The 25490-nt window shown below is 40.0% G+C and carries 14 protein-coding genes and 9 tRNA genes; 21 read left to right on the top strand and 2 right to left on the bottom strand.

The genetic code is table 11. The features are described from left to right. From tolA to H5120_RS15080, 14 genes are all read left to right on the top strand, one after another. A partial coding sequence (gene tolA, locus H5120_RS15145) for a cell envelope integrity protein TolA (RefSeq protein ID WP_182675395.1) occupies positions 1 to 504 on the top strand: 504 nt, incomplete at its 5' end. Positions 505 to 513: 9 nt separating this feature from the next. Further along, the gene (gene tolB, locus H5120_RS15140; RefSeq protein ID WP_182675394.1) at positions 514 to 1872 is read left to right on the top strand and encodes a Tol-Pal system beta propeller repeat protein TolB; all 1359 of its coding nucleotides are present in this window, start codon (positions 514 to 516) and stop codon (positions 1870 to 1872) included. Between the two features lie 34 nt (positions 1873 to 1906). Beyond that, positions 1907 to 2449, top strand: a complete 543-nt coding sequence (gene pal, locus H5120_RS15135) for a peptidoglycan-associated lipoprotein Pal (protein ID WP_002960636.1) — start codon at positions 1907 to 1909, stop codon at positions 2447 to 2449. A 13-nt stretch (positions 2450 to 2462) separates the two neighbouring features. Next, a complete protein-coding gene (gene ybgF / locus H5120_RS15130; RefSeq protein ID WP_182675393.1) occupies positions 2463 to 3212 on the top strand; it encodes a tol-pal system protein YbgF in 750 nt (249 codons plus the stop codon). A 226-nt stretch (positions 3213 to 3438) separates the two neighbouring features. Further along, positions 3439 to 3514: transfer RNA gene (locus tag H5120_RS15125), tRNA-Lys, on the top strand. Positions 3515 to 3584: 70 nt separating this feature from the next. Further along, a tRNA-Lys gene (locus tag H5120_RS15120) sits at positions 3585 to 3660 on the top strand. Between the two features lie 84 nt (positions 3661 to 3744). Next, positions 3745 to 3820, top strand: a tRNA-Lys gene (locus tag H5120_RS15115). 85 nt (positions 3821 to 3905) lie between these two features. After that, a tRNA-Lys gene (locus H5120_RS15110) sits at positions 3906 to 3981 on the top strand. Positions 3982 to 4064: 83 nt separating this feature from the next. Further along, positions 4065 to 4140 (top strand) — tRNA-Lys (locus H5120_RS15105). A gap of 24 nt (positions 4141 to 4164) precedes the next feature. Beyond that, positions 4165 to 4240: transfer RNA gene (locus H5120_RS15100), tRNA-Lys, on the top strand. An 83-nt stretch (positions 4241 to 4323) separates the two neighbouring features. Next, a tRNA-Lys gene (locus tag H5120_RS15095) sits at positions 4324 to 4399 on the top strand. Between the two features lie 62 nt (positions 4400 to 4461). Then, positions 4462 to 4537, top strand: a tRNA-Lys gene (locus H5120_RS15090). Positions 4538 to 4678: 141 nt separating this feature from the next. Further along, on the top strand, positions 4679 to 5719 hold the full coding sequence (nadA, locus tag H5120_RS15085) for a quinolinate synthase NadA (protein ID WP_182675392.1): 1041 nt from the start codon (positions 4679 to 4681) through the stop codon (positions 5717 to 5719). A 176-nt stretch (positions 5720 to 5895) separates the two neighbouring features. After that, positions 5896 to 5985 (top strand) — tRNA-Ser (locus H5120_RS15080). A gap of 70 nt (positions 5986 to 6055) precedes the next feature. On the opposite strand, the gene H5120_RS15075 is transcribed toward H5120_RS15080, so the two are convergent. Beyond that, positions 6056 to 8734, bottom strand: coding sequence for a CHASE domain-containing protein (locus tag H5120_RS15075; protein ID WP_182675391.1), 2679 nt, complete (start codon positions 8732 to 8734; stop codon positions 6056 to 6058). A 608-nt stretch (positions 8735 to 9342) separates the two neighbouring features. Here H5120_RS15075 and H5120_RS15070 point away from each other — a divergent pair. Then, positions 9343 to 10668, top strand: coding sequence for an OprD family outer membrane porin (locus H5120_RS15070; RefSeq protein WP_182675390.1), 1326 nt, complete (start codon positions 9343 to 9345; stop codon positions 10666 to 10668). A 107-nt stretch (positions 10669 to 10775) separates the two neighbouring features. Continuing rightward, positions 10776 to 11645, top strand: a complete 870-nt coding sequence (locus tag H5120_RS15065) for an alpha/beta fold hydrolase (protein ID WP_182675389.1) — start codon at positions 10776 to 10778, stop codon at positions 11643 to 11645. A gap of 66 nt (positions 11646 to 11711) precedes the next feature. On the opposite strand, the gene H5120_RS15060 is transcribed toward H5120_RS15065, so the two are convergent. Continuing rightward, positions 11712 to 12101, bottom strand: coding sequence for a DUF2750 domain-containing protein (locus H5120_RS15060; protein ID WP_002962412.1), 390 nt, complete (start codon positions 12099 to 12101; stop codon positions 11712 to 11714). 224 nt (positions 12102 to 12325) lie between these two features. On the opposite strand from H5120_RS15060, the gene H5120_RS15055 reads away from it, so the two are divergent. The 5 genes from H5120_RS15055 to recD all read left to right on the top strand — a co-directional run bounded on the left by H5120_RS15055 (position 12326) and on the right by recD (position 25012). Beyond that, entirely contained in the window at positions 12326 to 13369 is a 1044-nt protein-coding gene (locus H5120_RS15055) for an alkene reductase (RefSeq protein ID WP_182675388.1), read from the top strand. A gap of 194 nt (positions 13370 to 13563) precedes the next feature. Next, entirely contained in the window at positions 13564 to 15933 is a 2370-nt protein-coding gene (locus H5120_RS15050) for a TonB-dependent receptor domain-containing protein (protein ID WP_182675387.1), read from the top strand. 169 nt (positions 15934 to 16102) lie between these two features. Beyond that, positions 16103 to 19402, top strand: coding sequence for an exodeoxyribonuclease V subunit gamma (recC, locus tag H5120_RS15045; RefSeq protein WP_182675386.1), 3300 nt, complete (start codon positions 16103 to 16105; stop codon positions 19400 to 19402). Further along, positions 19389 to 22967: an exodeoxyribonuclease V subunit beta gene (gene recB / locus H5120_RS15040; protein WP_182675385.1), complete on the top strand. Its 3579-nt coding sequence runs from the start codon at positions 19389 to 19391 to the stop codon at positions 22965 to 22967. Before recC ends, recB begins: the two co-directional genes overlap by 14 nt. Continuing rightward, positions 22964 to 25012 (top strand): exodeoxyribonuclease V subunit alpha, encoded by a 2049-nt coding sequence (gene recD, locus H5120_RS15035; protein ID WP_182675384.1) that lies wholly within the window; start codon positions 22964 to 22966, stop codon positions 25010 to 25012. Before recB ends, recD begins: the two co-directional genes overlap by 4 nt. The last annotated feature ends 478 nt before the right edge of the window (positions 25013 to 25490 follow it).

Raw genomic sequence — 25490 nt, 5'->3', positions numbered from 1 at the left:
CAAAAGCAAGAAGCTGAAAACGCAGCAAAAGCTGCAGCTGACAAACGCAAAGCTGAAGAAGAAGCGCTTAAAAAAGCAGAAGCTGAGCGCAAAAAGCGTGAAGAGGAAGCAAAAGAGCGTGCTGCTGAGGCCGAACGTAAACGCCAGCAAGCAATGCAAGAGCAAATGTTACAAGAGCAACTTGCCAAAGAGCAGGCTGCCCGTAGTAAAATACGTCAGCAACAAGTCGTGAGCGAAGTTGATAAGTACCGTGCATTAATTATGGCGCGTATTCAGCAAAACTTACTGATTGATGAAAAAATGAAAAACCAACAGTGCCGAGTTAATATTCGTTTGGGCTTTAATGGTTTAGTAACGCAAGTTAAATCATTAGGTGGAGACAAGTTAGTATGTGAAGCTGCATTAAGAGCAGTGCGAATGGCTGACACATTACCGGTATCTAAAGATAAAGACGTATTCGAAAAACTTAAGAATATTAATTTAACAATCAAGCCAGAATTTTAAAGGAATGATATGTTCAACAAAATAAAAATAGCCTGTTTAGTTTTACTGTTTGGGTTTACGGGTGTTGCTAATGCAGCGCTTGAAATTGTAATAACAGAAGGTGTAGACGGTGCAAGGCCTATTGCCATTGTACCTTTTAAATACCAAGGTGTTGGTCCAATTCCTGAAAAGCTAAGTGGTGTTATTGCTGCGGATTTAATGCGCAGTGGTAAGTTTAAACCTGTTGATGTGGCGCAAATGCCGCAACAGCCAAGTAAAGATGGCGATATTGATTATGCGTCTTGGGTTAATAAAGGTGTTGAAGCTGTTCTTGTTGGTGAGGTTGAACAACAAACTGATGGGCGTTATTTAGTTCGTTATGAATTAGTTGATGTGATTCGCGGCCAAATTACCGGTGGCAATACGCAAATGATGAGTAACGGTAAGTTAGTTAAAAGCCAAGATCATATTTTAGAAGCGCGTGAAAGTGTTATTGGCGAGAGTGGTTTTCGCCGTTACTCTCATCGAATCAGTGATGTTATTTATGAAAAGCTAACGGGTGAAAAGGGCGCGTTTTTAACTAAAATTGCCTATGTAATAGTACGTGATAACGAACCTAAACCTTATCAGCTAGTCGTTGCTGATTACGATGGTTTTAACGAACAGGTATTACTTCGTTCAAAAGAACCATTAATGTCGCCAGCATGGTCACCAAATGGTACTAAACTAGCGTATGTAACGTTTGAAAACCGTCAAAGCCAAATTTACATTCAAGATATATACACAGGTAAGCGTGAAATAATAGCAAGCTACCGTGGTATTAATGGTGCACCGCAGTTTTCGCCAGATGGCAAAAAGCTATTATTAGTGCTTTCTAAAGATAAGACGGGTGCGACAGAAGTTTACATGCTTGACCTTGCTACACGTAAAGAAACACGCTTAACAAATCATCGTAGCATAGATACTGAGCCATCTTGGCACCCTAATGGCCAAGATATTGTGTTTACATCTGAAAGGGGTGGTAATGCTCAGATTTATAAGTTAAATTTAAAAACAGGTAGGTCACAACGACTCACCTTTGATGGTGATATGAACCTTGCTGGTTCTATAACACCAGATGGAAAAGAATTAGTGATGGTTAACCGTACCAACGGGCAGTACCATCTTGCTAAGAAAGAGCTGGCTACAGGTGCGTTTCAAGTATTAACGAGAACACGCCTAGATGAATCACCGAGCATAGCGCCAAATGGTTCGATGATTATATACAGCACGCTCCATAATAATAAACAGGTACTTGCGCTAGTATCGATGGACGGCCGCTTTAAAGCACGGTTACCTGTGCTAGACGGACAAGTAAAGGCGCCAGCTTGGTCGCCATACTTACAGTAATATTACTGGTTTACTCAAAATAGGAATCTACTCAATGCAACTTAACAAAATACTTAAAGGCCTGCTAATTGCTGTGCCAGTAATGACATTAGCAGCTTGTAGCTCATCTTCTGATATTGATGAAGGCGCTGCAAACCAATCAAATCAAGGCGTTGTTGAGCAATCAACTAACACTGATACAGTTGAAGTAGCTACAATCTCTCCTGAGCAACAAGCAGAAGAGCAACTTCGTCAAAAGTACGAAGCACTTCGTCAAGAGCAAGTAATTTACTTTGACTTTGATAAAGCGACTGTTGAAGGTAAGTACGCAGATTTACTTCGTGCACATGCTGAGTTTTTAGTTCAAAACCCATCAGTTAAAGTACTAATTGAAGGCCACGCAGATGAGCGCGGTACTCCAGAGTACAACATCGCACTAGGTGAGCACCGTGGCCAAGCAGTTGAAAAATACCTATTAAGCTTAGGTGTTTCAGCTAGCCAAATGTCAGTGGTAAGCTACGGTGAAGAGAAGCCAATGGTTAAATCTCGCACTGAATCAGCTTTCGCTAAAAACCGCCGTGCGGTACTAGTTTACTAAGATAAGAGATATTATGAAGCCGAAAATTATTTTGGCAGCCATGATATTGAGCGGGAGCACCCAGTTAATGGCTGCTCCCGCTCCTGTTTCAGAAGCTGCAAGTTCACAATCAAGTATTGAGAAGCGATTAGCGTCGCTTGAGAATATGATGCAGTCGCGTAACTTTTTACAAGTAGAGTTACAGCAACAACTTAACTTGTTACAAGACGAAGTAAGTCAAATTCGCGGTGTAACTGAAGAGCAAAGCTACAAACTTGAAAAAGTACTGCAGCGTCAGCGTGAGTTATATCAAGAAATTGAAAACCGCGTGAGCCAGGCTTATACACAGCCAACAGTAGCTCCAGTAGCCGAACAGGCGCAGCCAAACGATGCACAGAGCTACAGCAGTGACTTATCTGAAAATGAAGCGTACGAGCGTGCTGTTGCGTTAATAATGAAAGATAAACGTTATGATCAAGCGATTCCTGAATTTCAAACGTTTTTAACTACCTATCCAAACTCTGTATATGCGTCTAACGCGCATTATTGGTTAGGGCAGTTGCTTACTATTAAAAATGATGGCGTAAAAGCGGTGGAGCATTTTAAAGTGGTTGTTAACGAATTTCCAAATTCTAATAAACGCCCCGATGCAATGCTAAAGTTAGGCACACTTTTACAAGATCAAGGTTCAGCGGCGCAAGCACAAAAAATATTGAGCGATCTTATCAATCAATACCCAAGTACTACCGCTGCAAAACTAGCAACTGATCGTTTAGGAAACTAAAGTTCACCAGCGATTAAATTTCTATTTTAGGCGAGCAAACTACATGGAAATTCTCGAAGAATCTTGGATTTGCATGTAGTTTGAGCACAAACGGTTTAATTTTGTGCATCTAGACATAAAAACTTAAAAAAAGAGACAATTTCGGTTGCACTCATTTTATAAATAAGTATTATAAGCGCCCGCAGCAAACGAATGGTTACCCCACTCGAAATGCGACAAAAAGAGCGGGTTATTAGCTCAGTTGGTAGAGCAGTTGACTTTTAATCAATTGGTCGATGGTTCAAATCCATCATAACCCACCATTCTTTGAATGGTCTTTTATCGGCGGATTTACGTACAATACTAAGTTGTTATAAAACGCAACGTCAGAGCGGGTCATTAGCTCAGTTGGTAGAGCAGTTGACTTTTAATCAATTGGTCGATGGTTCAAATCCATCATGACCCACCATTCTTTATTCCTCGTGAATACGGTTTGGCATCAATCGGCGGATTTACGTAAGCTTTAACTTAGTAATAAGTTAGCATCTGGAATGGGTTATTAGCTCAGTTGGTAGAGCAGTTGACTTTTAATCAATTGGTCGATGGTTCAAATCCATCATAACCCACCATTCTTTATTCCTTGTGAATAATGACTGGTTCCAATCGGCGGATTTACGCAAAGTAGTAAGTTGCATTTAAACGTAACAATAGAGCGGGTCATTAGCTCAGTTGGTAGAGCAGTTGACTTTTAATCAATTGGTCGATGGTTCAAATCCATCATGACCCACCATTCTTTATTCCTTGTGAATACGGTTTGGAATCAATCGGCGGATTTACGTAAGCTTCATTCATAATTGAATAAGTGCATAGAGCGGGTTATTAGCTCAGTTGGTAGAGCAGTTGACTTTTAATCAATTGGTCGATGGTTCAAATCCATCATAACCCACCATTCTATGAAAAGTTATATAAGAGCGGGTCATTAGCTCAGTTGGTAGAGCAGTTGACTTTTAATCAATTGGTCGATGGTTCAAATCCATCATGACCCACCATTCTTTATTCCTTATGAATAGTGTTTGGCATCAATCGGCGGATATACGTAAGCTTCATTCATAATTGAATAAGCGCATAGATTGGGTTATTAGCTCAGTTGGTAGAGCAGTTGACTTTTAATCAATTGGTCGATGGTTCAAATCCATCATAACCCACCATTCTATGACAGTTTAATCGGCGGATTTACGCAGCTTTTTACAAAGCAGATTTATATTAGAGCGGGTCATTAGCTCAGTTGGTAGAGCAGTTGACTTTTAATCAATTGGTCGATGGTTCAAATCCATCATGACCCACCACTCTCTAATACTTTCCTTTATATTCTTTTTTAATTTCCCACTTTATTTTTTATAAACAGCCTTACTAGTTTACTGTTATTTGCTTTCATATTCTCGTATAATTCGCCCTAATTAATGCACTGTAGATAAGTGGTCGAGAACATGAGTCTAGCTCAAACTATTATGCCTGAAGGTTATATTTTTCCCCCTAAGCCAGCACCGTTAACACAAGACGAGCAAGGCGAATATAAAGCGCGTATAAAACAGTTACTAAAAGATAAAAATGCAGTACTTGTTGCCCATTATTATACCGATCCTGAAATTCAAGCACTTGCTGAAGAGACCGGCGGCTGTGTTGCCGACTCGCTAGAAATGGCGCGTTTTGGCGCACGTCACGATGCAGATATGATTATTGTTGCGGGCGTAAAATTTATGGGCGAAACAGCCAAAATTTTAACGCCAAATAAAACGGTTGTTATGCCAACGCTTGAAGCAACATGTTCGTTAGATATTGGTTGCCCGATAGACGAGTTCTCTGCGTTTTGCGATCAGCACCCAGATCGTAAAGTAGTTGTATATGCAAACACCTCTACGGCTGTTAAAGCACGTGCAGATTGGATTGTAACTTCATCATGTGCACTTGAAATAGTAGAGCACCTCGATGAGCAAGGCGAAAAAATCATTTGGGGCCCAGATAAGCACCTTGGTAGTTATATTCAAAAAAATACCGGTGCTGATATGCTTATGTGGAATGGCGCATGTATTGTACATGACGAGTTTAAAACAAAAGCACTTAAAGACATGAAAGCGCTGCACCCAGATGCAGGCGTATTAGTTCATCCTGAGTCACCAGCAGAAATAGTTGCTCTTGCCGATTCGGTTGGATCTACGAGCCAATTAATCAAAGCAGCGCAAACAATGGACAATAAAAAGTTTATTGTAGCAACTGATCGCGGCATCTTTTATAAAATGCAGCAACTATGTCCAGATAAAGAGTTTTTTGCGGCTCCTACGGCAGGTGAGGGCGCTTCATGTAAAAGTTGCGCACATTGCCCTTGGATGGCAATGAATGGCTTAAAAGCGATTAAGGAAGCCCTCATAAGCCCTAAAGGTAAAGAAGTATTCGTTGATATGGATTTACGCGAAGGCGCACTTAAATCCTTAAATCGCATGCTTGAGTTTACTGCGAGCATGGCTAAGTAACTTCTAAGGTATAAATTAAAAACGGTTAAGTCTTAGATTTAGCCGTTTTTTTGTGCCTATAGGTATGTGTTGCTTGATTAGTAAGCATTTAAAGGCCCAAATTTAAAAATGCCTTGCACCTTAAGGGTCTATTTCATACTATAGCGCGCTGTTGCATTACACAATTGCAGCACCGTGGAGGGATGGCTGAGTGGCTGAAGGCGCACGCCTGGAAAGTGTGTTTAGGTTTATCCCTAACGAGGGTTCGAATCCCTCTTCCTCCACCATTATTCTTAGAGCCCAGTTATTAATATCGAAAGGTAACAATAACTGGGTTTTTTAATGCCTTCAGTATGACTAATTACTTACTAAGCTAAGTGTCGATAACATGCCGACAAGTTCATGTTTTTCGATTGGTTTTGAAACGTAACCATCAAATAACTGCCTGTATATTTCTTTTTGTTCTGTAAAAACATTAGCAGTTAATGCAATAACAATTTGTTCGCTATTAAGCGCCTTAATTTTTTTACATGCCTGAAGACCATCCATTTTTGGCATTTGAATGTCCATAAAAATAATGTCTGGTTTGTGTAACTCGTATAATGAAATCGCTTCTAAACCATTGTTGGCAATAATAATAGTGGCTTTAGTTGGTTCAAGCATCGCAGCTGCAACGAGCTGATTTATTTTATTATCTTCAGCTAATAAAATAATTTTTCCAGATAGGTCAGGAAACTCAATATTTTTGGTTGTTAATGTGCTGTCATCCCCCTGCGCTTGTTTTAATGGTAAGTACACATAAAACTGACTCCCTGAACCTAACTGGCTTGTTACTTTAATTTCGCCATTCATCAGGCCTATTAATGATTTAGTGATGGGTAAGCCGAGGCCCGTACCACCATATTCACGCGTGGTTGATTGCTCAGCTTGTTCAAAGCGCTCAAACAATCGATCAATTGCTTGCTCAGAAATTCCAATTCCGGTGTCTGATATACAACAACATATTTTTTTTTCGTCGGTTAGCCTAAAGGTTACTGTAACGCCACCTTGAGATGTAAACTTAATCGCGTTAGATATTAAGTTTAAAAATACCTGTCTGAGTCTAACTGGGTCGCCCACCCAATGCTTGTGCTCAATATCAATCACAAATTTAAGGTAAATGTTTTTATCTGTTGCTTGCACACCTAAGTCTGACTCTAAGTGATGAATAAGTTCAAAAAAGTCAAAAGGCTTATGCTCTAATGAGAGCTTGCCAGCCTCAATTTTAGAAAAATCAAGAATATCGTTAATAATGGTGGTGAGTGCTCGAGTTGAATACAGTGATTTTTTTAAATACTCTTTTGATTTTTCATTAAGCGGCTGTTCTTGTAATAGTTGTAATGTGCCAAGTATACCGTTCATCGGGGTTCGTATTTCGTGGCTCATATTTGCTAAAAATTCAGACTTTGCCTGCGATGCTTGCTCAGCAAGTTCTTTTGAGTGACCAAGGGCTTGCTCGTGGTCAATTTGTTCTGTTAAATCGTAAGCAATACCTAAGTAGCCAACGGTGTCTCCTTCGTTATTTAACAACGAAGTGACGCTTAAATTAACTTGTATTTGCTCGCCTGTAGAAGAAATATATGTCCATTGATTAATATCTGGCTCTGTTGCTGTTGCTTTTAGGATAAATACTTCAAAACCAGGGGGTACAGGTTTATTTAATTCAGCACTAAGTAGTTTAGCCTTTGTTATAATTTCTTCTTTTAAATGAAATATGCCAGGGTTTTTAATGCCAATAACATCTTGCGCTTTGTAGCCTAATAACTTTTCAGAGGCGGGATTAAATAGAGTGATTAAGCCGTTAGTGTCGGTCGCAATAATTGAATAACTAGCACTGTTTAAAATACTTTGTTGGAGCATGTTCATATCGGCTATTTCTTGAGTACGTTGTTTAACTTCGCTTTCTAGTTTTAAATTTGCTTGCTGCAATGCGAGTTTATTTTTTTTAGCCTGAAGTGTTTTTCTCTTAATTCTTTGGTTTCTTCTAAAAATAAACAATTGCATTAAAAAAACTACAAACATACAGCCAATAGTGGCGAAAGAGCCATTAACAATGGCTTGATACCGACTAGGAAGATGAAGGTTATAAATAAAGGCGTCTGAGGCATCAATGGTAATTTTCCACGTTCTACCCATTAATTTTATAATTTTAGTTAATTGATAATCGTTAGTTTTGCTTTTTATGCCATAACTAAAAAAATCAGTCTCAGTATTGTTATTGATATCACTTATCGTTAGTTGATTTTCGTCAAGGTGTGAAAGTGAGTCTAAAATTTTATCAATTAACAACGGCGAATATGCCCAACCTAAAAGCTCATTAAGGCGCTGTTTTTTATTATCAGAAATAGTAATGGTTTTATATATTGGCACTAATATTAAAAAGCCTTGTTGCGAGAGTTTATTCGCTTGTACTAAAGTCAGTGGCGCCGTTAATTGGGTTGTATTATTTATGGCAGCATTCAGTGCTGCCTGTTTGCGCATGCTCTCAGATCCAATATCTAATCCAATTGCTTGTAAGTTTTTTTGCTCAGGAAAAATATATTGAATTATAAAATGCTCATCACTAGTCGCTACGAGTGTATTCAAATTAAATGTCTGATCGGGTCTATCGTTTTTTGCATCATTCAAAAATTTATTTAATTGCTCAACGCCAACTTTTTTTATATAGCCAATACCATTAGCTCCAGGAAATTCTTTAGCGTAGTTACGGCTCCCAGAGTAGTTAGTTATGGCTTGATAGTTTAAGTTATTTGCACCTATCCCATGTACAAAGCCCTTTAAACCAAATAGCCCATATTGATACAAATCGAGCCTACTGTTAATACCTGTAGAAAGCGAGGATAGGCGGTTATCAAGCGCATTGTTTATTTTATTTTTTATGGCTTCTTGGTGTTTAATATGAGCAAAGTAGGTAAGTATAATGCCCGCAATTAATAAAATGACGTGAGGAAGCAGTGAGATTAATAACCCTTTATTAACCGGTCGTGCTTGAATCATTAATTAATCCTTTTTCATGAGCCACAGTAAGTGTGTTTCTATTTTAATAACGTGATAAATATAGCACCTATTATTCAAGACACAACTTTGTTATTAATTGGAATGTATATATTTTATAGAGGTTTAGAGTAGGGGAAGTCTAAAAAGTTGATTTTAAGCCTCAAGATAAAATTAAAGTGCATATAAATATAATAATTTATAAATTTTGCATCACTTTATAGATACCAACAAAAGTAGTAGCAAAAGGTGCTGGTTTTTGTGCTTATTGATTTTTAGAAGAAATCAGCTGCTCATAACTTTACTTAGGTAAGTTTTAATCAAGTAAAATTCAATTAATATTATGAGGCTTTTTTAAATAAAATTAGCGACTTAGATACGAGTGAGCAAGAGGTAATCTTTACCAGTTTTTACAATTCATCCGTAATAAAACAAACTCTTACTATTTTATAATATAAAAATTAAAACATTATAAATTTATATTGTTCTATATTTATTAGCATGAAAGAAATGTAATTACCTTATGACATGTTTGCCGTGTAGGTCAAAAGCATACATATTCCTATGTGCTGCACAGTAAAAACTTAAAAAACAAGGTAACGGAGATAACTATGGCTCACCGAGTATCTAAATTACTTGCGGCAACAGGCGCAGTATTAACATGTATTTCTATCCCTACGTATGCTGCTGTTAATGGGCTGACAGAACAAGATGAATTTAATATAAAACTTAGATCAATTTATTTCGACCGTGACTACGATAACGACGCAAGTGACGATTCAACTTTTGCTCAAGGTATAGAGCTCAATTACACATCGGGTTATATAAATGATTTATTGAGTGTGGGTGTGTCGACTTACACCGTAATGAATATTAACTCTACAGGTTCAGCCGCAGGTAATATTTTACCAGCAGGTAATGAGAGTGGTGGAGTAGACGATAGCTTTTCTAAATTTGGTCAATATTTTTTAGATTTTAAATTGGGCAACAACGGTCACGTTAAAGTAGGTGGGCAAAAAACCAAAAGTATGCTTTTAAAAAGCTCAGGCAGCCGTGCTATTCCTAATACTTTTAGAGGCGTTTTTGGCGATTACAGAATTGGCAACACTAAATTATATGGTTACGTATACGATAAATGGAGCCGTCGACATGATGATAGATGGGAAGATTTTTCTACCGACCAATCGGCACCTGGCGCCATTAGCGTAATTTGGGGCGTAGGTGCTACGCATAAAAAAGACGACATAACATTAGAGGCTGAATATTTAAATTCCCACAATTATCTAAGTAAAATGGGATTAAAAATCAGTTACGACATTAAACTTGAGCAAAGTAAGTTAACCCTTTCAACTGGCATATTTACCTCACAAGATGATGGTGATTTATTTGTAACAGGCGCAGAGGGCGGCGATTTAGATGATGAAGATGCACCTGGTGCATTAACAGGTTTAACTAAAAGTGAAAACGATGGATTTGCCTATTACTTAGATGCTGATTGGAAAAAAGATATTTGGAGTGTAGGTGCGGCATTTACTAAAGTAAGTGATGCTTGGATTGAAGATAACTTTAGTGGCGATCATGGTACAAACCCATTTCCAACTCGCTCATTGATTGGTGCCGATTTAACAAATCAAAACGAGGCAACGTGGCAGGCACGTTTTGGCATTGATTTAAAAGCAGTATCGCCTGGCTTAACAACTAAATTTTACTACACAGACGGCAGCGATGCTGAAAACTCTGCATTGGGTAAGTTAGGTGGTACAGCCGACGAAAAATATTGGGCTGTAGATACTCGCTATAAAGTTGAGAAAATAAAAGGCTTAAGCTTACGTTGGTTATTTGTAGATTATACAACCGAAAAATCAGGCAGTGTTGATGGTGTTAAAGGCGACAGAGCCGACCATCGAGTTTATGTAGATTACACTATTAAATTTTAACATGACTTTTAATAAGCCAATGCAAATTTTATGCATTGGCTTTATTTCCTTTATTAATTACCACTATGATAAAACTAACAAATAGATAATAAAAATAAAGCTAATATATGTTTTCTCTTCAACAGTGGCAATCACAGGGTCAATTTACTCAAATTAGTGGCCATCAAATTTTTACTAAAACAGCTGGTGATATAACTAAGCCTGCGCTGCTTTTAATACATGGCTTTCCAAGTGCTAGTTGGGACTGGGAAGGTATGTGGCAAACCCTTAGTGAACATTATTTTGTAATTACACTCGATATGCTAGGTTTTGGTTTGTCAGATAAACCAATAAACGCTACTTATAAAATTACCGAACAATCCGACTTATATACCCAATTTTTAAAAACGTTAAATATTAATGATGTACATATTTTAGCTCATGACTATGGCGATACTGTGGCTCAAGAGTTATTAGCAAGGCAAGTGGTTAGCCAAAGTGACTTTAAAATAAACAGCGTGTGTTTTTTAAATGGTGGGTTATTTCCTGAGGTGCATAAACCATTATTTATACAAAAGCTTTTACTTTCAAAGCTAGGTTGGATAGTGCCAAAATTAATGAATAAACAAAAATTTGCCAATAATTTAGTGACTATTTTTAGTAAAAGTACACCGCCTTCAAAACAAGTGGTAGACACACTTTGGGAGTTGCTAATTTATAAAGATGGTTTAGCCGTTATGCCTAAACTCATTAGTTATATAAAGCAGAGGCAGCAAAACCGAGAACGCTGGGTTGGTGCCATCATAAATAGCAATATACCACTTACGTTTATAGCAGGCGCAGAAGATCCCATCTCTGGTAAGCACATGATTGAGCATTATAAAAAGCTTACTCCCAATGCGCGCGTACAAGAGTTTGTAGAGCTTGGGCATTATCCGCAAGTAGAAAGTCCAGATGCTATTACGCAGGCTTATTTGGATTTTAGAAATTGCCAATAAAAACGCGGCACTAAATTAAGTGCCGCGTTTATAAATTAATAACTCTGAGCATTTAGGCTTTGAACCTTAATATTTTTTCTTTGGTGCTTTTAATTGTTTTTCAAACTCGTCTGAAAACAATATCGTGCCGTCGTCTTCCTCTGTAGGGAAAGCAGCAATAAGTAAGTCATCTTCTTCAAGGCCTGGTGTCCAGCGACTAAACCAGTCAGCAAGCGGGATTGCTTTAGCGCTGCAGCCAGCCCATTCGCCGGTTGCCCATGCTTCTGCAAATTCACGAGTTGGCCAAACTGGTACGCAGTCGTCATCTTCGTTGGCAAGCATAACGCAGCCATCATCGTCGTTTAAAATCCATACTTGTTTAAATTGTTGTACGGTTTCGAACATATAGGCTAGGCGTTTTTTTGCCCCAAGCCCTAAAATTACTGCTTGTTCTTCGCTTAAATTTGGCGTTGTCATAATTAGCTCACTCTTAATTACTATATCTAAATTATATGCACACAAGTATATCGAGTTATATGACAGAGTGTTGAAAAGTTGATATTTAATTTCAGCAATGCAGATCTAATTTGTATATTGAGCAGTATAGGTCACAACTAATTTGAGCGTTCATTCAAAATAAGCTTGAATGTTTGTAAAAAGGCCACATTGTAGTAAGCATATACTTAATGAAGGATTGAAAAATGACTACTGATCTACTTGCTCCGTTTAAACTAAATAACACGATTGAGCTTAAAAACCGCGTACTTATGGCACCATTAACGCGTTGTATGGCTGACGATAACTTAGTGCCAACACAAGATATGGTTGAATATTATGCTCGCCGTGCCGAAACCGGTTTAATTATTAGCGAAGCAACTATTATTCGTCCAGATGCGCAAGGTTACCCAAATACACCGGGTTTATTTACCAGTGAGCAAATTCAAGGTTGGAAAAAAGTAACAGACGCAGTGCACGCTAATGGCGGCAAAATGTTTGCACAGCTTTGGCATGTTGGCCGTGTTGCACATCCTCACTTTTTTGATGGCGATGTACTGGCACCATCGGCAATTGGCGTTGAAGGCTCTGTCCCTCGTATGCGTGAGCTTACATATATCACACCAAAAGCAGCGACTATAGATGACATTAAGGGCCTAGTAGCTGATTACGCAAAAGCGGCAGAAAATGCGATTGAAGCGGGTTTTGACGGGGTAGAAATTCACGGTGCTAACGGGTATTTGATTGACCAGTTTTTACATTACGCTGCAAATACACGCAGCGACGAATACGGTCAAACACCTGAAAATATGTCGCGTTTTGCACTTGAAGTAACCGATGCAGTTATCGCCGCTGTAGGTAATGAGCGTACTGCTTTACGTGTTACACCGGGTGCTTATTTTAATATGAGCGAAGATAACCGTGATAAAGCGGTATTCGATTACTTATTACCAGAGCTTGAGAAGAGAGATTTAGCATATTTACATGGCGGTATTTTTGACGACAGTACAACGTTTGATTCGCTTGAAGGTAAAACAACGTCTGAATTTTTACGTGCAGGCTACAAAGGTACATTAGTAGGCGTTGGCAGCTATACTTTTGAGTCAGCAAAAGAGGCAATTAACGATGCTAAGTTTGATTTAATCGCGATTGGTCGCCCACTTATCGCAAACCCAGATTACATTAGCAAAATTGCAAACGGTGAAGAGTTAGTACCATACAGCGATGAAATGCTAGCTGAATTAAAGTAACAGCTAAATATTATATTTAGTGATTAAGGCACCTTAAGCTAAACCTTTGGGTGTCTTTTTTTGTACATATTCCCGCCATAAATCTTCCATATTTGTTTAACCTTTATGTAAATAAAGTTCATCCTCGTTGTCATATTTAAAATTCATACTGTGCTCGTTTTCATATTACATAATTAAAACTAAACGGGACAACAATGTACGCTTTAAAAAACAAATCGCTGTTGAGCATGGCTATTGCCATGGCTGTATCAACATCTACTTATGCTAACGACAGCACCATAGAAGAAGTAACCGTTGTAGCTAAACCAACGAGCTACGCTAACAATGTTATTGAGCCTGCAATGCTTGAGCAGCAAAGTTCGGTATCGAGCATATTATCGGTTATTGATAACTTACCAGGTATTAGCATAAACGAAGGTGATGCATTTGGTGGCGACGATTGGTCTACTACAATCACTATGCGTGGTTTTAGTATTGATGGAAACCAACAACAATTAGGAATGACCGTTGATGGCATTCCTAATGGTGGCTCTAATTACGGCGGTGGTGCTAAAGCTAACCGTTACTTGGAGAGTGAAAACTTAGCAACGGTAGAAGTAGGTCAAGGTACCTCTGATATTAAGTCGGCTTCACTTGAAGCACTAGGCGGGACATTTAACTTTGTAAGTAAAGACCCAAGCCTTGAAAAAGGCACTACCTTTGCTTATACATCAGGCAGCCACGATGCCACGCGTTATTATATGAAACACGAAACAGGCACTGTTTTTAATAACACACAAGCGTACGTAAGTTACTCGCAAACAGATACAAGCCGCTGGATTGGTTCAGGCAGTAATGGGGGCAAAGACAACCAACACGCTGAGCTTAAATTTGTATCTAATTTTGATGATTTAACGCTCTCTGGTCGTTTATCTTACGATGATGTAAGCGAGACAAACTATAACAGCGTAAGCCTTGAGCAGTTTGAACAAACACCCGATTGGGATCAGCTAACATGGAATTGGACGGGAGTTCCGCACTTTGACCAAATGTTTGCAGAAGGTTGGGGAACGCTTCGTGAAAATACCTTAGGCTATTTAAAATTTGAATACGCGATTTCGCCAACTTCATTATTAACCGTTAGTCCTTATTATCATAAAAATTCAGGTCGCGGCGATTGGATCCCACCTTATTTAACAACGCCGGTTGATGAAAATGGCGACCCAACAACCGAAGGTGGCACTAATGCAGGCTCTTATGGTTTTGCTGATAGTGAAGGCAACCCGCTTGCACCCAATGCCGATTGTACGCAAAGTTTGAGCTGGCCATGGGAGTCGGGTCCTGGTTTAAATCCTGCGTGTTACGATGCAACAGCAACGCCTGTTATGTCCTACCGCCATACGCATTACAACAAAGATCGTTTAGGTGTAACGGCAAATTACCAAGCTACATTTGGTGATCACGATATCGAAGCGGGCTTTTGGTATGAGCAAAGCGAACGTGATGAATCGCGTGATTGGCACAAAGTAATTGACGCGCGTATTTATCATCACTTTGATAGCACGCCTTACTGGACACAATACAAAAACACTTTTGATACCGATACATTCAAATGGTACCTACAAGACTCGATTAATTTTGGTGACTTAACATTAAATATTGGTGCAAAACAATATTTAGTTGAATTACAAAAATACGACCACTTTGCTAACGAAAGATCAGATAAAGTAGATAGCGACTCAGACGTGTTATTTAGCGGTGGTGTATTGTATCAGGTAAATAACAGCACAGAATTATTTGCTAGTTACAGCGAGAATTTTTCAGCAATAAAAGACGGTGTGCTTGAGCGAGATAGCTCAACACTTACAAACATAGAGCCAGAAACTGCCGACAACATCGACTTTGGTGTACGTTACCAAGCCGACAGATTAACCCTTACAGCAACGGCTTACAGTGTTAAGTTTGATAACCGCATTACCTTTATTGCCCCTGGTAGTGGCACAGACGGCATTGATTACACCATTGGTACAAATGGCTCGTACGTAAATGTAGGGGGTATTGACTCAAATGGGCTTGAGCTTGCAGCAAGCTATATATTAACACCAAGCTGGAGTGTGTACTCGTCGTATACAAATAGCAGTTCTGAGTATTCATCTGATGATCCAAATGCATACGATTCACAGGGTGTAATATTAAGAGATGAAAGTGGTAATGAGGTAGCACCGAGCTTTAGAAAAGGCGACAGCATAATAGATTCATCAGAAGATTTATTTGTGGTATCTACCGATTACTTTAGCGATGGCTTTAGTGTTGGTTTATCGGCTAAATACACCGGTGAGCGCTTAGGTGCATGGCAAGACGAAGACACTCGCACGCGTAATAAAGTAGACGGCTACACCGTACTTGATTTTAATGCAGGTTATTCAACTGACGTAGATGCCGGCCCGTTTAAAGCCATTGACGTATCGTTTGTTGTTTATAACGTTACTGACAAAAGCTACTTAGCAGGTGGTACTGGTAACGGCGCTACTTATTACATTGGCGCGCCACGCACCGCAGCAGTTACATTGACCGCTGACTTTTAAGTTAAAGTGTAGGATTAACAATTGAATTAAAGCAAAGCCCATCACCGATGGGCTTTTTGACTGTTTAATGACTAACTTATTGATTTATTAGAATCAATTTCAGTGAATAACTACCCCTAATATTGAAAATATCTTACACTGGTTTTATCTCAAGCAAGGTCAGTGTTATATGCTAAATATTATTCAATCAAACCGGATGGAAGCCCTGCAAGCGCAGTTCCACCAGCTGTTAAAAGTAAACCCATTGCAAAGCCCGTTCGACAAAGAAGTAGTGCTAGTGCAATCGCCGGGTATGTCGCAGTGGTTAAAAATAGGTTTGAGTGAAAACTTAGGGGTTGCAGCGCAGGTAGATTTTCCGCTGCCGTCGAGCTTTATTTGGCAGTTGTATCAGCAATTACTGCCAAATGTCCCTAAAGAGTCGGCATTTAATAAGCCCAACCTTGCTTGGAAACTGTTTGCAATTTTACCAACCTGCATTGATGAACCGCTTTATTTGCCGCTAAAAACCTATTTAGAGGGCGATATTGACGGGCAAAAAACCTTTGCGCTATGTGAAAAAATAGCCGATGTGTACGACCAATATTTAATGTACCGACCGCACTGGATAGCCACATGGGATAGCGGCAAAGATGAGCTTGATGACGTAGATGTAGCCATTGCCCCATGGCAACCTGATTTATGGCGACGCATTGTAAAACTAAGCCAAGAGCTTGGGCAAAGCCAATTTCATCGCGCTAATATGCAAGGACAATTACTTGCAGCACTTGAGACCATGGACAATAGCTTACTGCCACAACGCATTAGTTTATTTGGTATATCGGCGATTGCCAGCTCCCAGCTAGACGTATTTGAAGCACTGAGTAAAAAAACCGAGGTTATATTATTCTTTTTTAACCCAAGTGAGCATTACTGGGGCGATATTATAGATGAAAAAACAGCAGCTAAAATAAGCGCTAAATACGCCAAAATGCCGCTGGTGGAAGCACAACAAAAAAAACAAACCAATCCAGATGAAGAATACTACTTTATTGGTAATCCATTGTTATCGTCGTGGGGTAAATTAGGTCGCGACTATTTTGAACAACTTGTACAGTTAGATGCCCGTTGGATTGATGGTTTTATTGATGTGTTTGACGACACGTTACTAGGGCAAGTACAAAGCGAGATTTATCAGCTTGCGTTTAAGGGGGAGTCTCTTACCGATAACAAAGAGTGGTTTATAAACGACGAAGGTAAATTACCAATCAGCGCAACCGACACCAGCATTACGCTCAGCGATTGCCATACACCGCTCAGAGAAGTTGAGCGTTTGCACGACTACTTACTTAACTTATTTAATCAAAACCCAACGCTTACTCCCAAAGACATAATTGTCATGATGCCCGATGTAGGCACTTACAGCCCCTACATTGAAGCCGTATTTGGCGGGGCACAAGGCAGCCGCTTCATTCCTTACGCATTGGCCGATTTAGCCATAGAGCAAGAAAAGCCTGTCCTTAGTTCATTTGCGAGTTTAGCTAACTTACCGTTTTCGCGCTTTGGTGTATCGGATATTCTCGATTTATTACAAGTGACGCAAATAGCCGAAAAGTTTGGGCTTGAAGCGCACGAATACGAGCAAATTCAATATTGGCTTGAACGTGTAGGGGTAAAATGGGGTATAAACGCAGCGCATAAAAGCAGCTTTGATTTACCCGCTATCGATTTAAATACCTGGCAACATGGGCTCAACCGTTTACTGCTTGGTATAGCCATGCGCGACGAACAATGCCCGTTTAACGGTATTTACAGCGCTGATGAAGTAGAAGGCATGGCGCTTGATACACTCAACAAGCTCGTGCATTTTATTGATGTACTGCAAAGCTTTAAAGAGCAGCTAACGCCCGATGATACGCTCACTAATAAAGCGCATGTTTTAAGCGAGCTATTAAGCGCCATATACGAAAGTGAAAGCGACGACAGCTGGGATTTATTAGTACTGCAAAACGTGCTCGAAGAGTTACAAAAACACCACGATAACGGTGATTACAGTAAAGCGGTTTCGCAGCGTATTGTTAGTTACTTAGTTAAACAAGGCATTCAAGAAAAAGGCGTAGGGCAGCGGTTTTTGGTTGGGCAAGTAAACTTTTGTACGCTTATGCCCATGCGCGCCGTACCATTTAAAGTGGTATGCATGCTGGGCTTAAACGATGCCGACTACCCGCGTAACGTACAACCTATTGGTTTTGACTTGGTGCCTTATTCTAAAAAGCAAAAAGGTGACCGATCACGTAAATTAGATGACCGCTACTTATTTTTAGAAGCGCTACTGAGTGCCCGCGACAACTTATACATGAGTTACATTGGTCGCTCATGTTTTGATAACCAACCGCGCATGCCATCAACCCTTGTAAGTGAGCTGTTAGAATATATTGGGCGTAGTTTTGTATTAAACAAAAAGAGTGAAAAAACGCTGCCCGCATGTCTAATTAATCAGCAGCATTTACAGCCCTTTAATAGCCATTACTATTTAGCCGATGAGCAAGCCAATACTGTGCTGAGCAACCACAGTTACAATCCAATTTGGCTGCCAAGTGAGTCAATTAAACCACAGCCGGTTATTGCACTTGATGTGACTGTGCCAGAACAGCTAGATCTCGATGTGTTTATTAGAAGTGTGTGCAGCGCACAAGAGAGCTTTTATCAACAAACATTGGGCTTACGCCTACCACAATTTAACGAAGTAGCAAAAGACGAAGAACCCTTTAGCCTAGATGCACTGCGCCGTTATTTTTACCTTGATGAAATACTTAAAGCCAATATAAACGAGCAACCACTGAGTACCGAGCAAATACTGCAGCGAGGTGAGTTACCTCAAGCCAATGTAGGCAGCCTCATATTTGAGAGTATGGAGCACCGAGTTGATGCGCTTGCAGGGCAAGTTAAAGAGCACATTAAAGGCGGAAAAAGTGAGCCAATAGAAGTTTTGCTTACCATTGAAGGCACTAAAATAGAGGGCTGGCTCAATCATGTGTATTTGCAAAAACAAGTGTTTTACCGCAGTGCGAGTATTAAAGCGAAAGATTTAATTAAAGGCTTTATTTATCACCTCGCAGCGCAAAGTATGGATCAACAAGTAGAAACATTGTTACTTGGGCTTGATAAGCAAATTACCTTTGCGCCAATTAATAAAGCTGATGCGAATGCACTATTAGCCGATTGGTTTGAGTTATACAAAGCGCTGCGCGCGGAGCCTGTGCCGTTCTTTCCAGTAAGTGGTTATGAATACGTTAAAAGCGGCGGCGATATAACAAAAGCAATGAGCAAATTTAGCCCGCAATACATAGGGCGAGGCGAGGGCGAAAATCCGTATATTCGCTTAACGGTGCAATCGCTAAACGACTGCCAAGAAGAATTTATAAAATGGAGTGATAAATTGCTCACGCCTTTATTTGAACACGCAAAGGAGAGTGACCATGCAAGCGCTTAATCCTCTTACTATGCCGCTCATTGGTCAAAGTTTAATAGAAGCCAGTGCGGGTACTGGTAAAACTTATACCATTACGGGGCTGTATTTACGTTACTTACTAGGTATGCAAATAGAAGGTGAGTTAAGTACGCCGCTCAGTGTTGAGCAAATTTTGGTAGTAACCTTTACCGACGCTGCCACCCAAGAAATTAAAGACCGCGTACGCAGCCGAATTATTGCTGCGCGCGACGCATTGCTTGGGCAAGACCCAAACGACGAACTCATTGAAGGCGTAATTGCCAAAATTGATGATAAGCACCGCGCCTTTGATTTGCTCGATGCAGCTGCTAAATCAATGGACGAAGCCGCTATTTTTACTATTCATGGCTTTTGTCAGCGGATGCTAAAGCAACATGCGTTTGAGTCGGGTGTGGCGTTTAATCTCGAATTTATTTTAGATGAGCGCGACATATTACTCGAAACTATTAAAGATTTTTGGCGTGCGTTTGTATACCCACTTAATAAAGAACGCACCGATGCTATTTTAGATGTATTTGCCGCACCCGAGGCTTTATTCGCTCAAGTGGCGAGCATTTTAAACAAAGCTAATGCGCACATTACACCACAAATAAATTTAGATGATGTATGGAAAGCCCGTGACGAGTACATAACCCGTGTGCCTGCATTTAAAAAAGCGGTGTTAGAGCAAGAGTTTATCGGTGCTATTAAAAGCTCGGGTTTAAGCGGGTCTAAAACGCCAGCACGAAAAGGCAGCCTTGGTGCGCTTGAGGCATTTTGTTTAGGCGGCGATTTGTTTTTTGAATTTGGCACTAACAAGTATTCGTTTGAAGTGTGGAGTACAGAAAGCTTAAGCGATGTGAGCAATTATAAAAAAAATCAGCCATTATTTGTGCATCCATTACTGAGTCAGTTTGACGAGCTTGCCGCACTTAATAACACCATAAACCAAGGGCTCAAAATAGCAGTTGTACAACATGCAGCACGTTGGGTAAAAGCCGCAATAGTTAAGCGCAAGCAAGAGCAAAGCGTTATCACCCCAGATGACTTATTGACTAATTTACATAGTGCGCTTAATAACGAGCAAGGCGACGTACTAGCGCAAAAAATTGCGCAGCTGTTTCCGGTTGCTATGATTGATGAATTCCAAGATACCGATCCGATTCAGTACGGTATTTTTAGTAAAATTTATGGGCAACAAAACACCACGCTTGCCATGATAGGCGACCCCAAGCAGGCTATTTATGGCTTTAGGGGGGCAGATATTTTCACCTACATTGGCGCAAAAGAAGCTGTACAGACTGATCAGCAATTTACGCTTGGGACTAACTTTCGCTCAAGCACCGATATAGTAAATAGCGTTAATAGTTTATTTGGCAAACACGCTAACAGCTTTATTTATAACGACGCCATCCCCTTTAACGCAGTAGCTGCTAAAGGTAAAAAAGCGGAAGACTCTTTTTTAATTGATGGCAAACCCGCGACCGCATTCGAATTTAATGTATTTGTGGATGAAGCCGCAGACGAAAAAAACAAACCAACCAACAAAGGTGTAGGGCAAGCACATTTAGCCACTCACTTTGCTAATAAAATAGTTACCCTGCTTGAAAAAGCAAAACAAGGGGATGCGTGTATTGGCAGTAGCCCTGTAAGCGCTGCCGATATTTGTATATTAGTGCGCGACCGTGTTGAAGCGCAAATAATGAAAAAAGCGCTAGATGATGCCAAAATTGCCAGCGTGTATTTATCGCGAGAAAGCGTTTTTAGCCAAGAGCTTAGCCATCACCTACTTAACTTTTTAACAGCGCTGCATGGTCAATATGACGAGTCATTGCTGCGCGGTGTTTTAGCTGGCCCGTTATTTTGTTTAAGTTATAACGAAATACATGCACTCGCTGATGATGAAAATAAATGGCAAGAGCATTTAAACTTTTTTGCACAACTTAGCCACATTTGGAACAAGCAAGGCGCTATGGCCATGCTTGAGCGCTTAATGAGCCATAACCAGCTTAGCGCTAAATGGCAAGGGTTAGGATATAACGTTGAGCGTTGGCTGACGGACTTTAGGCACTTGGGCGAAATATTTCAGCAAAAACAAATAGAGCTTGAAGGTACGCTGCGTTTACTGCGATGGTTTGCACAAAAGGTAAGCCAACAAGACGGTGAAACAGTACAAGTACGCCTAGAAAGTGACGCCAACTTAGTTAAAATTGTCACTATGCATGCCTCAAAAGGGCTTGAATATCCACTGGTATTTATGCCGTTTGCCAGTGGCTATCGCGAAACAAAAGAAGCGCTTTATCATAATAATGGCAAGCTAGTTTACGATTTAAGTAAAGACGAAGATGCCCTTCAAAAAGCAGAACAAGAACGCCTAGCTGAAGATTTACGCCTGCTTTATGTAGCACTTACTCGCGCCGTACATTTTTGTGCGCTTGGTGTTTATAATATAGGGCAAGGACAAAGTAGCCGCTTGGCTATGCAAAGTAGTGCACTTGGGCATGTTTTATTTGCAGGGCTTGAACTTGCCAGTAGCCAAACATGGCGCACGCATTTAAGTGAGTTTTGCGACGCTAACAGCGCGATGAGCTATCAGCAATTTACCTCACACACATTATTAGAGCAGGGAACACTTTGTTTTAATAACAGTGAAAGTGCGCAGCAAACGTTAAGTGTTAATAAAGTAACGGCAAATATTGAGCGTAACTGGCGAGCAACTAGCTTTAGTGCATTGAGCTTTAAAAAGCACAGCGACCAATTAGCCCCAGGGCGAAGTGATGAAGATCACGAAAAAGACGAGTTTGCAGTGCAAGAGGACGAAATACCATCACCTTATAGTTTTCCTAAAGGGGCAAAGCCTGGTAGCTGTTTACACGAAATATTTGAACAAATAGATTTTACTAGCCCAATAGTTCACCCAACTAATACCGAGCAAAACTTATCTGAGGTAGTTAAGCGCAGCCTTGAAAAGTATCACATAGGTGATCAATGGCAAGAGGTGGCTGAAAAATGGGTGCTTGATGTTCTTGCGTGTCCCCTAGATAACAGCTCTTTAGAAAACGGGCTTCTTTCATTAGGTGTGCTTACACCAGGTGACTGCCTAGTCGAAATGGAATTTAATTTACCTCTTGAGAGCTTAAGTGCACCTAAGCTAAACGAAATGCTAATTAAACATTTTGGTTTTACGCAAAGTAAGCTTGAATTTTCGCAAGTAAAGGGCTTGTTAAAAGGCTTTGTCGATTTAATATTTTGCTACCAAGGCAAATATTATATTTTAGATTATAAGTCTAATTATTTAGGTAGCACGCCAGCTGATTACGAGAGCGACATGCTTGAGCAAGCGATGAGCAGTCATCAGTATCATTTGCAGTATTTAATTTACACGGTAGCGCTGCATCGTTTATTAAAACAACGTATAGCTGATTACTCAATAGAAACTCATTTAGGCGGCGTGTATTACACATTTTTACGAGGAATGCCCGCAGGGCAAGGCGTGTACTTTAAAAAGCTAACTGAAGAACAGGTGATTATTTTAGATGGCTTATTTAGCCAAGGAGCCATGCTATGAGCGATTTAAATGAGCAACCTGGCTTGTTTGACGATATAGACGAGACACTTAATAATGAAGCCGTAGAGCCTCTTACTTCAAAAAATGTAGCACAAGATGCCCCATTAGAGGACATTGTGTTAAATAATACGATTACCGAAGTCCCGTTACTTGAGTATTTATTAGCGCAAAACCGACTGCGTGTAGTTGATGTGAAGCTCGCTGAATTACTGTGTGCTAATGACATTGAGCAAACTCACAATGAGCTGTTTTATATTATTTTATTACTGTGCTTATCGCAGCAAAGCCAGCATAGCTGCCTAACTTTAAATGAGGTTGATTGGAGTAATCCTTTTAACTTGCGCAAAAGCGACTTTAATAAACTCGATGGCAATGTACCCAGTACGCTAAGCCCGTTTAGTGATGACTTTAATGTACATACAGCGCTCAGTTATTTACAAAACCATGAAAGCGTGGGCGAAAATAAACCACTGCAACTGTTTAAAGAGCGACTTTATTTTGCGCGCCTTGCCGGTTATGAGCAAACACTCGCAGATAGACTATTAAGCATGAGCGAGCGAAAGCTCAATATTAATAATGAAATATTGGCTGAACTTTTGAATACCTATTTTCCTGCTGATTCTGCAATTGAAACTGATTGGCAAAAAGTGGCGTGTGCGATTGCTGCCACCAAAGGCTTTAGCGTGATCACGGGTGGTCCAGGTACCGGTAAAACTACCACAGTGACTAAGTTGTTGGCTATTTTGCAGTCACTTTATAAAACCGCACCACTTAGTATTAAGCTGGTGGCACCGACAGGTAAAGCCGCTGCACGTTTAAGTGAGTCTATTTTAGGCGCTAAAAATAAGCTCACAACGATTCCTGATGATATAAAAACGCTGATACCGCAAAACGCTCAAACTATTCATCGCTTATTAGGCGTAAAACCGTTTACTAATAAATTCAGACATAACAAAAGCAATCCACTGCATTTAGATGTGCTGATTATTGATGAAGCCAGTATGGTCGATTTATCGCTGATGGCTAAATTAATAGAAGCACTGCCTGCGCATGCGAGATTAATACTCCTAGGTGACAAAGACCAGCTGGCCTCGGTAGATACTGGCAGCGTAATGAGCGATTTATGCCAAGGTTTAACACTTGGGCAAACGCCACGCTACTCGCAAGCACGTTGTGATGAGCTAAATAGCTTATGTTTTAATAATGAGCCTAAGCTCGTAGCGCAAAGCGTGAGTGAATTTAAACTCGCAGATTGCGTTGCCTTTTTACAGCACAGTTATCGATTTGATGCACAAAGTGGCATTGGTCAACTCGCACTTGCGGTAAACACAAATAACACCGGCATTTTAAATTACGTTGAGCAAGAAAGTACTGAAGGGCGTTTTAACGATGTAATTTTAGATTACGACTTTGTAGCGAAACCAATTGAAAAGCTTGTTAAAAGTGCAGCAAGTCATTATGCAAAATACCTTAACTTAATTGCCCAAGGTGCAGATGTTGCACAGGTGCATGCTGCTTTTGCGAGTTATCAGCTTTTAGCTGCGGTACGAGAGGGCGATTATGGTGTGCATAGCTTAAATCAGCGAATAGAGCGCGTATTGCAACAGCAAGGTTTAATAACAGTTAGCCCTAATACTCATCATTATACAGGCATGCCCATTATGGTGAGCCAAAACGATTACCAGCTTAAGTTATTTAACGGCGATATTGGTATTTTAATGCCCGATGAAAGTAATCAGCTCAAAGCCATATTTATTGATGAGCAAGGTAATCAACGAGCATTTTCGCCAGCACGACTCCCTGCACACGATAAAGTATACGTAATGACTATTCATAAATCACAAGGCTCAGAGTTTAGTTACACCGCTATGGTACTGCCACCGCTAATACAAGCGCGCATGGGTATTAACAGGCAATTAGTGTATACGGGAATAACCCGCGCTAAAAATAAGTTTGAGCTGGTGGCTGACAAAAAAGTACTGCAACTAGCAATGAATAAAAGCGTATCAAGAGCATCTGGTTTATATGAAAGGTTACAATTTTAAGCTTAATTTGAATTTTTTATTAATAATTTAGCTTCAAACTGCTTGTTATTTATCGCGTTATTATAAATGTCTTCTATACTAAAATTAATTTTATATTGAATGTATTCGGGCGTGTTGATCTTTGGTGGGTGAATTTGCGGCAGTGTGTTTGGTTTTTAGGCAAGGCAGAGCCTATGTAGTGTGGTATTCCCCATAAATAGGCGATAACGTAGTATAAATACCAAACATACGCTGCCCTTTGGGTTCTTTCTAGGGACGATTAACTCTTTGTTACCTACATGGATGTAGGTAAGGGGCGTGAGCAGGACGCGGTAGCTTTGCTCGGTTTTTACTTATTCTTACATGGATGTAAGCCATTAGAATAACGCAGGAGCAGTTATCGAGCCCACTAGGTTACAAACCTCGCGCCGTGATTTAATCGCCCCTAGATTGAACAAATTTCAATCCACAAAGGTCAACACTCCCTAGTAAGGATATT

The organism is Pseudoalteromonas sp. SR43-2 (assembly GCF_014163885.1).
Lineage (GTDB): Bacteria > Pseudomonadota > Gammaproteobacteria > Enterobacterales > Alteromonadaceae > Pseudoalteromonas > Pseudoalteromonas distincta.
This window is presented reverse-complemented; position numbering and strand designations above follow the sequence as displayed.

What these genes read in the sequence shown, in the direction of transcription:
- H5120_RS15065 (WP_182675389.1), top strand. Translation starts at nt 10,776, where the DNA reads ATGTTTTCTCTTCAACAGTGGCAATCACAGGGTCAATTTACTCAAATT.
- recC (WP_182675386.1), top strand. Translation starts at nt 16,103, where the DNA reads ATGCTAAATATTATTCAATCAAACCGGATGGAAGCCCTGCAAGCGCAG.
- tolB (WP_182675394.1), top strand. Translation starts at nt 514, where the DNA reads ATGTTCAACAAAATAAAAATAGCCTGTTTAGTTTTACTGTTTGGGTTT.
- recB (WP_182675385.1), top strand. Translation starts at nt 19,389, where the DNA reads ATGCAAGCGCTTAATCCTCTTACTATGCCGCTCATTGGTCAAAGTTTA.
- H5120_RS15050 (WP_182675387.1), top strand. Translation starts at nt 13,564, where the DNA reads ATGTACGCTTTAAAAAACAAATCGCTGTTGAGCATGGCTATTGCCATG.
- H5120_RS15060 (WP_002962412.1), bottom strand. Translation starts at nt 12,101, where the DNA reads ATGACAACGCCAAATTTAAGCGAAGAACAAGCAGTAATTTTAGGGCTT.
- H5120_RS15055 (WP_182675388.1), top strand. Translation starts at nt 12,326, where the DNA reads ATGACTACTGATCTACTTGCTCCGTTTAAACTAAATAACACGATTGAG.
- nadA (WP_182675392.1), top strand. Translation starts at nt 4,679, where the DNA reads ATGAGTCTAGCTCAAACTATTATGCCTGAAGGTTATATTTTTCCCCCT.
- H5120_RS15070 (WP_182675390.1), top strand. Translation starts at nt 9,343, where the DNA reads ATGGCTCACCGAGTATCTAAATTACTTGCGGCAACAGGCGCAGTATTA.
- ybgF (WP_182675393.1), top strand. Translation starts at nt 2,463, where the DNA reads ATGAAGCCGAAAATTATTTTGGCAGCCATGATATTGAGCGGGAGCACC.
- recD (WP_182675384.1), top strand. Translation starts at nt 22,964, where the DNA reads ATGAGCGATTTAAATGAGCAACCTGGCTTGTTTGACGATATAGACGAG.
- H5120_RS15075 (WP_182675391.1), bottom strand. Translation starts at nt 8,734, where the DNA reads ATGATTCAAGCACGACCGGTTAATAAAGGGTTATTAATCTCACTGCTT.
- pal (WP_002960636.1), top strand. Translation starts at nt 1,907, where the DNA reads ATGCAACTTAACAAAATACTTAAAGGCCTGCTAATTGCTGTGCCAGTA.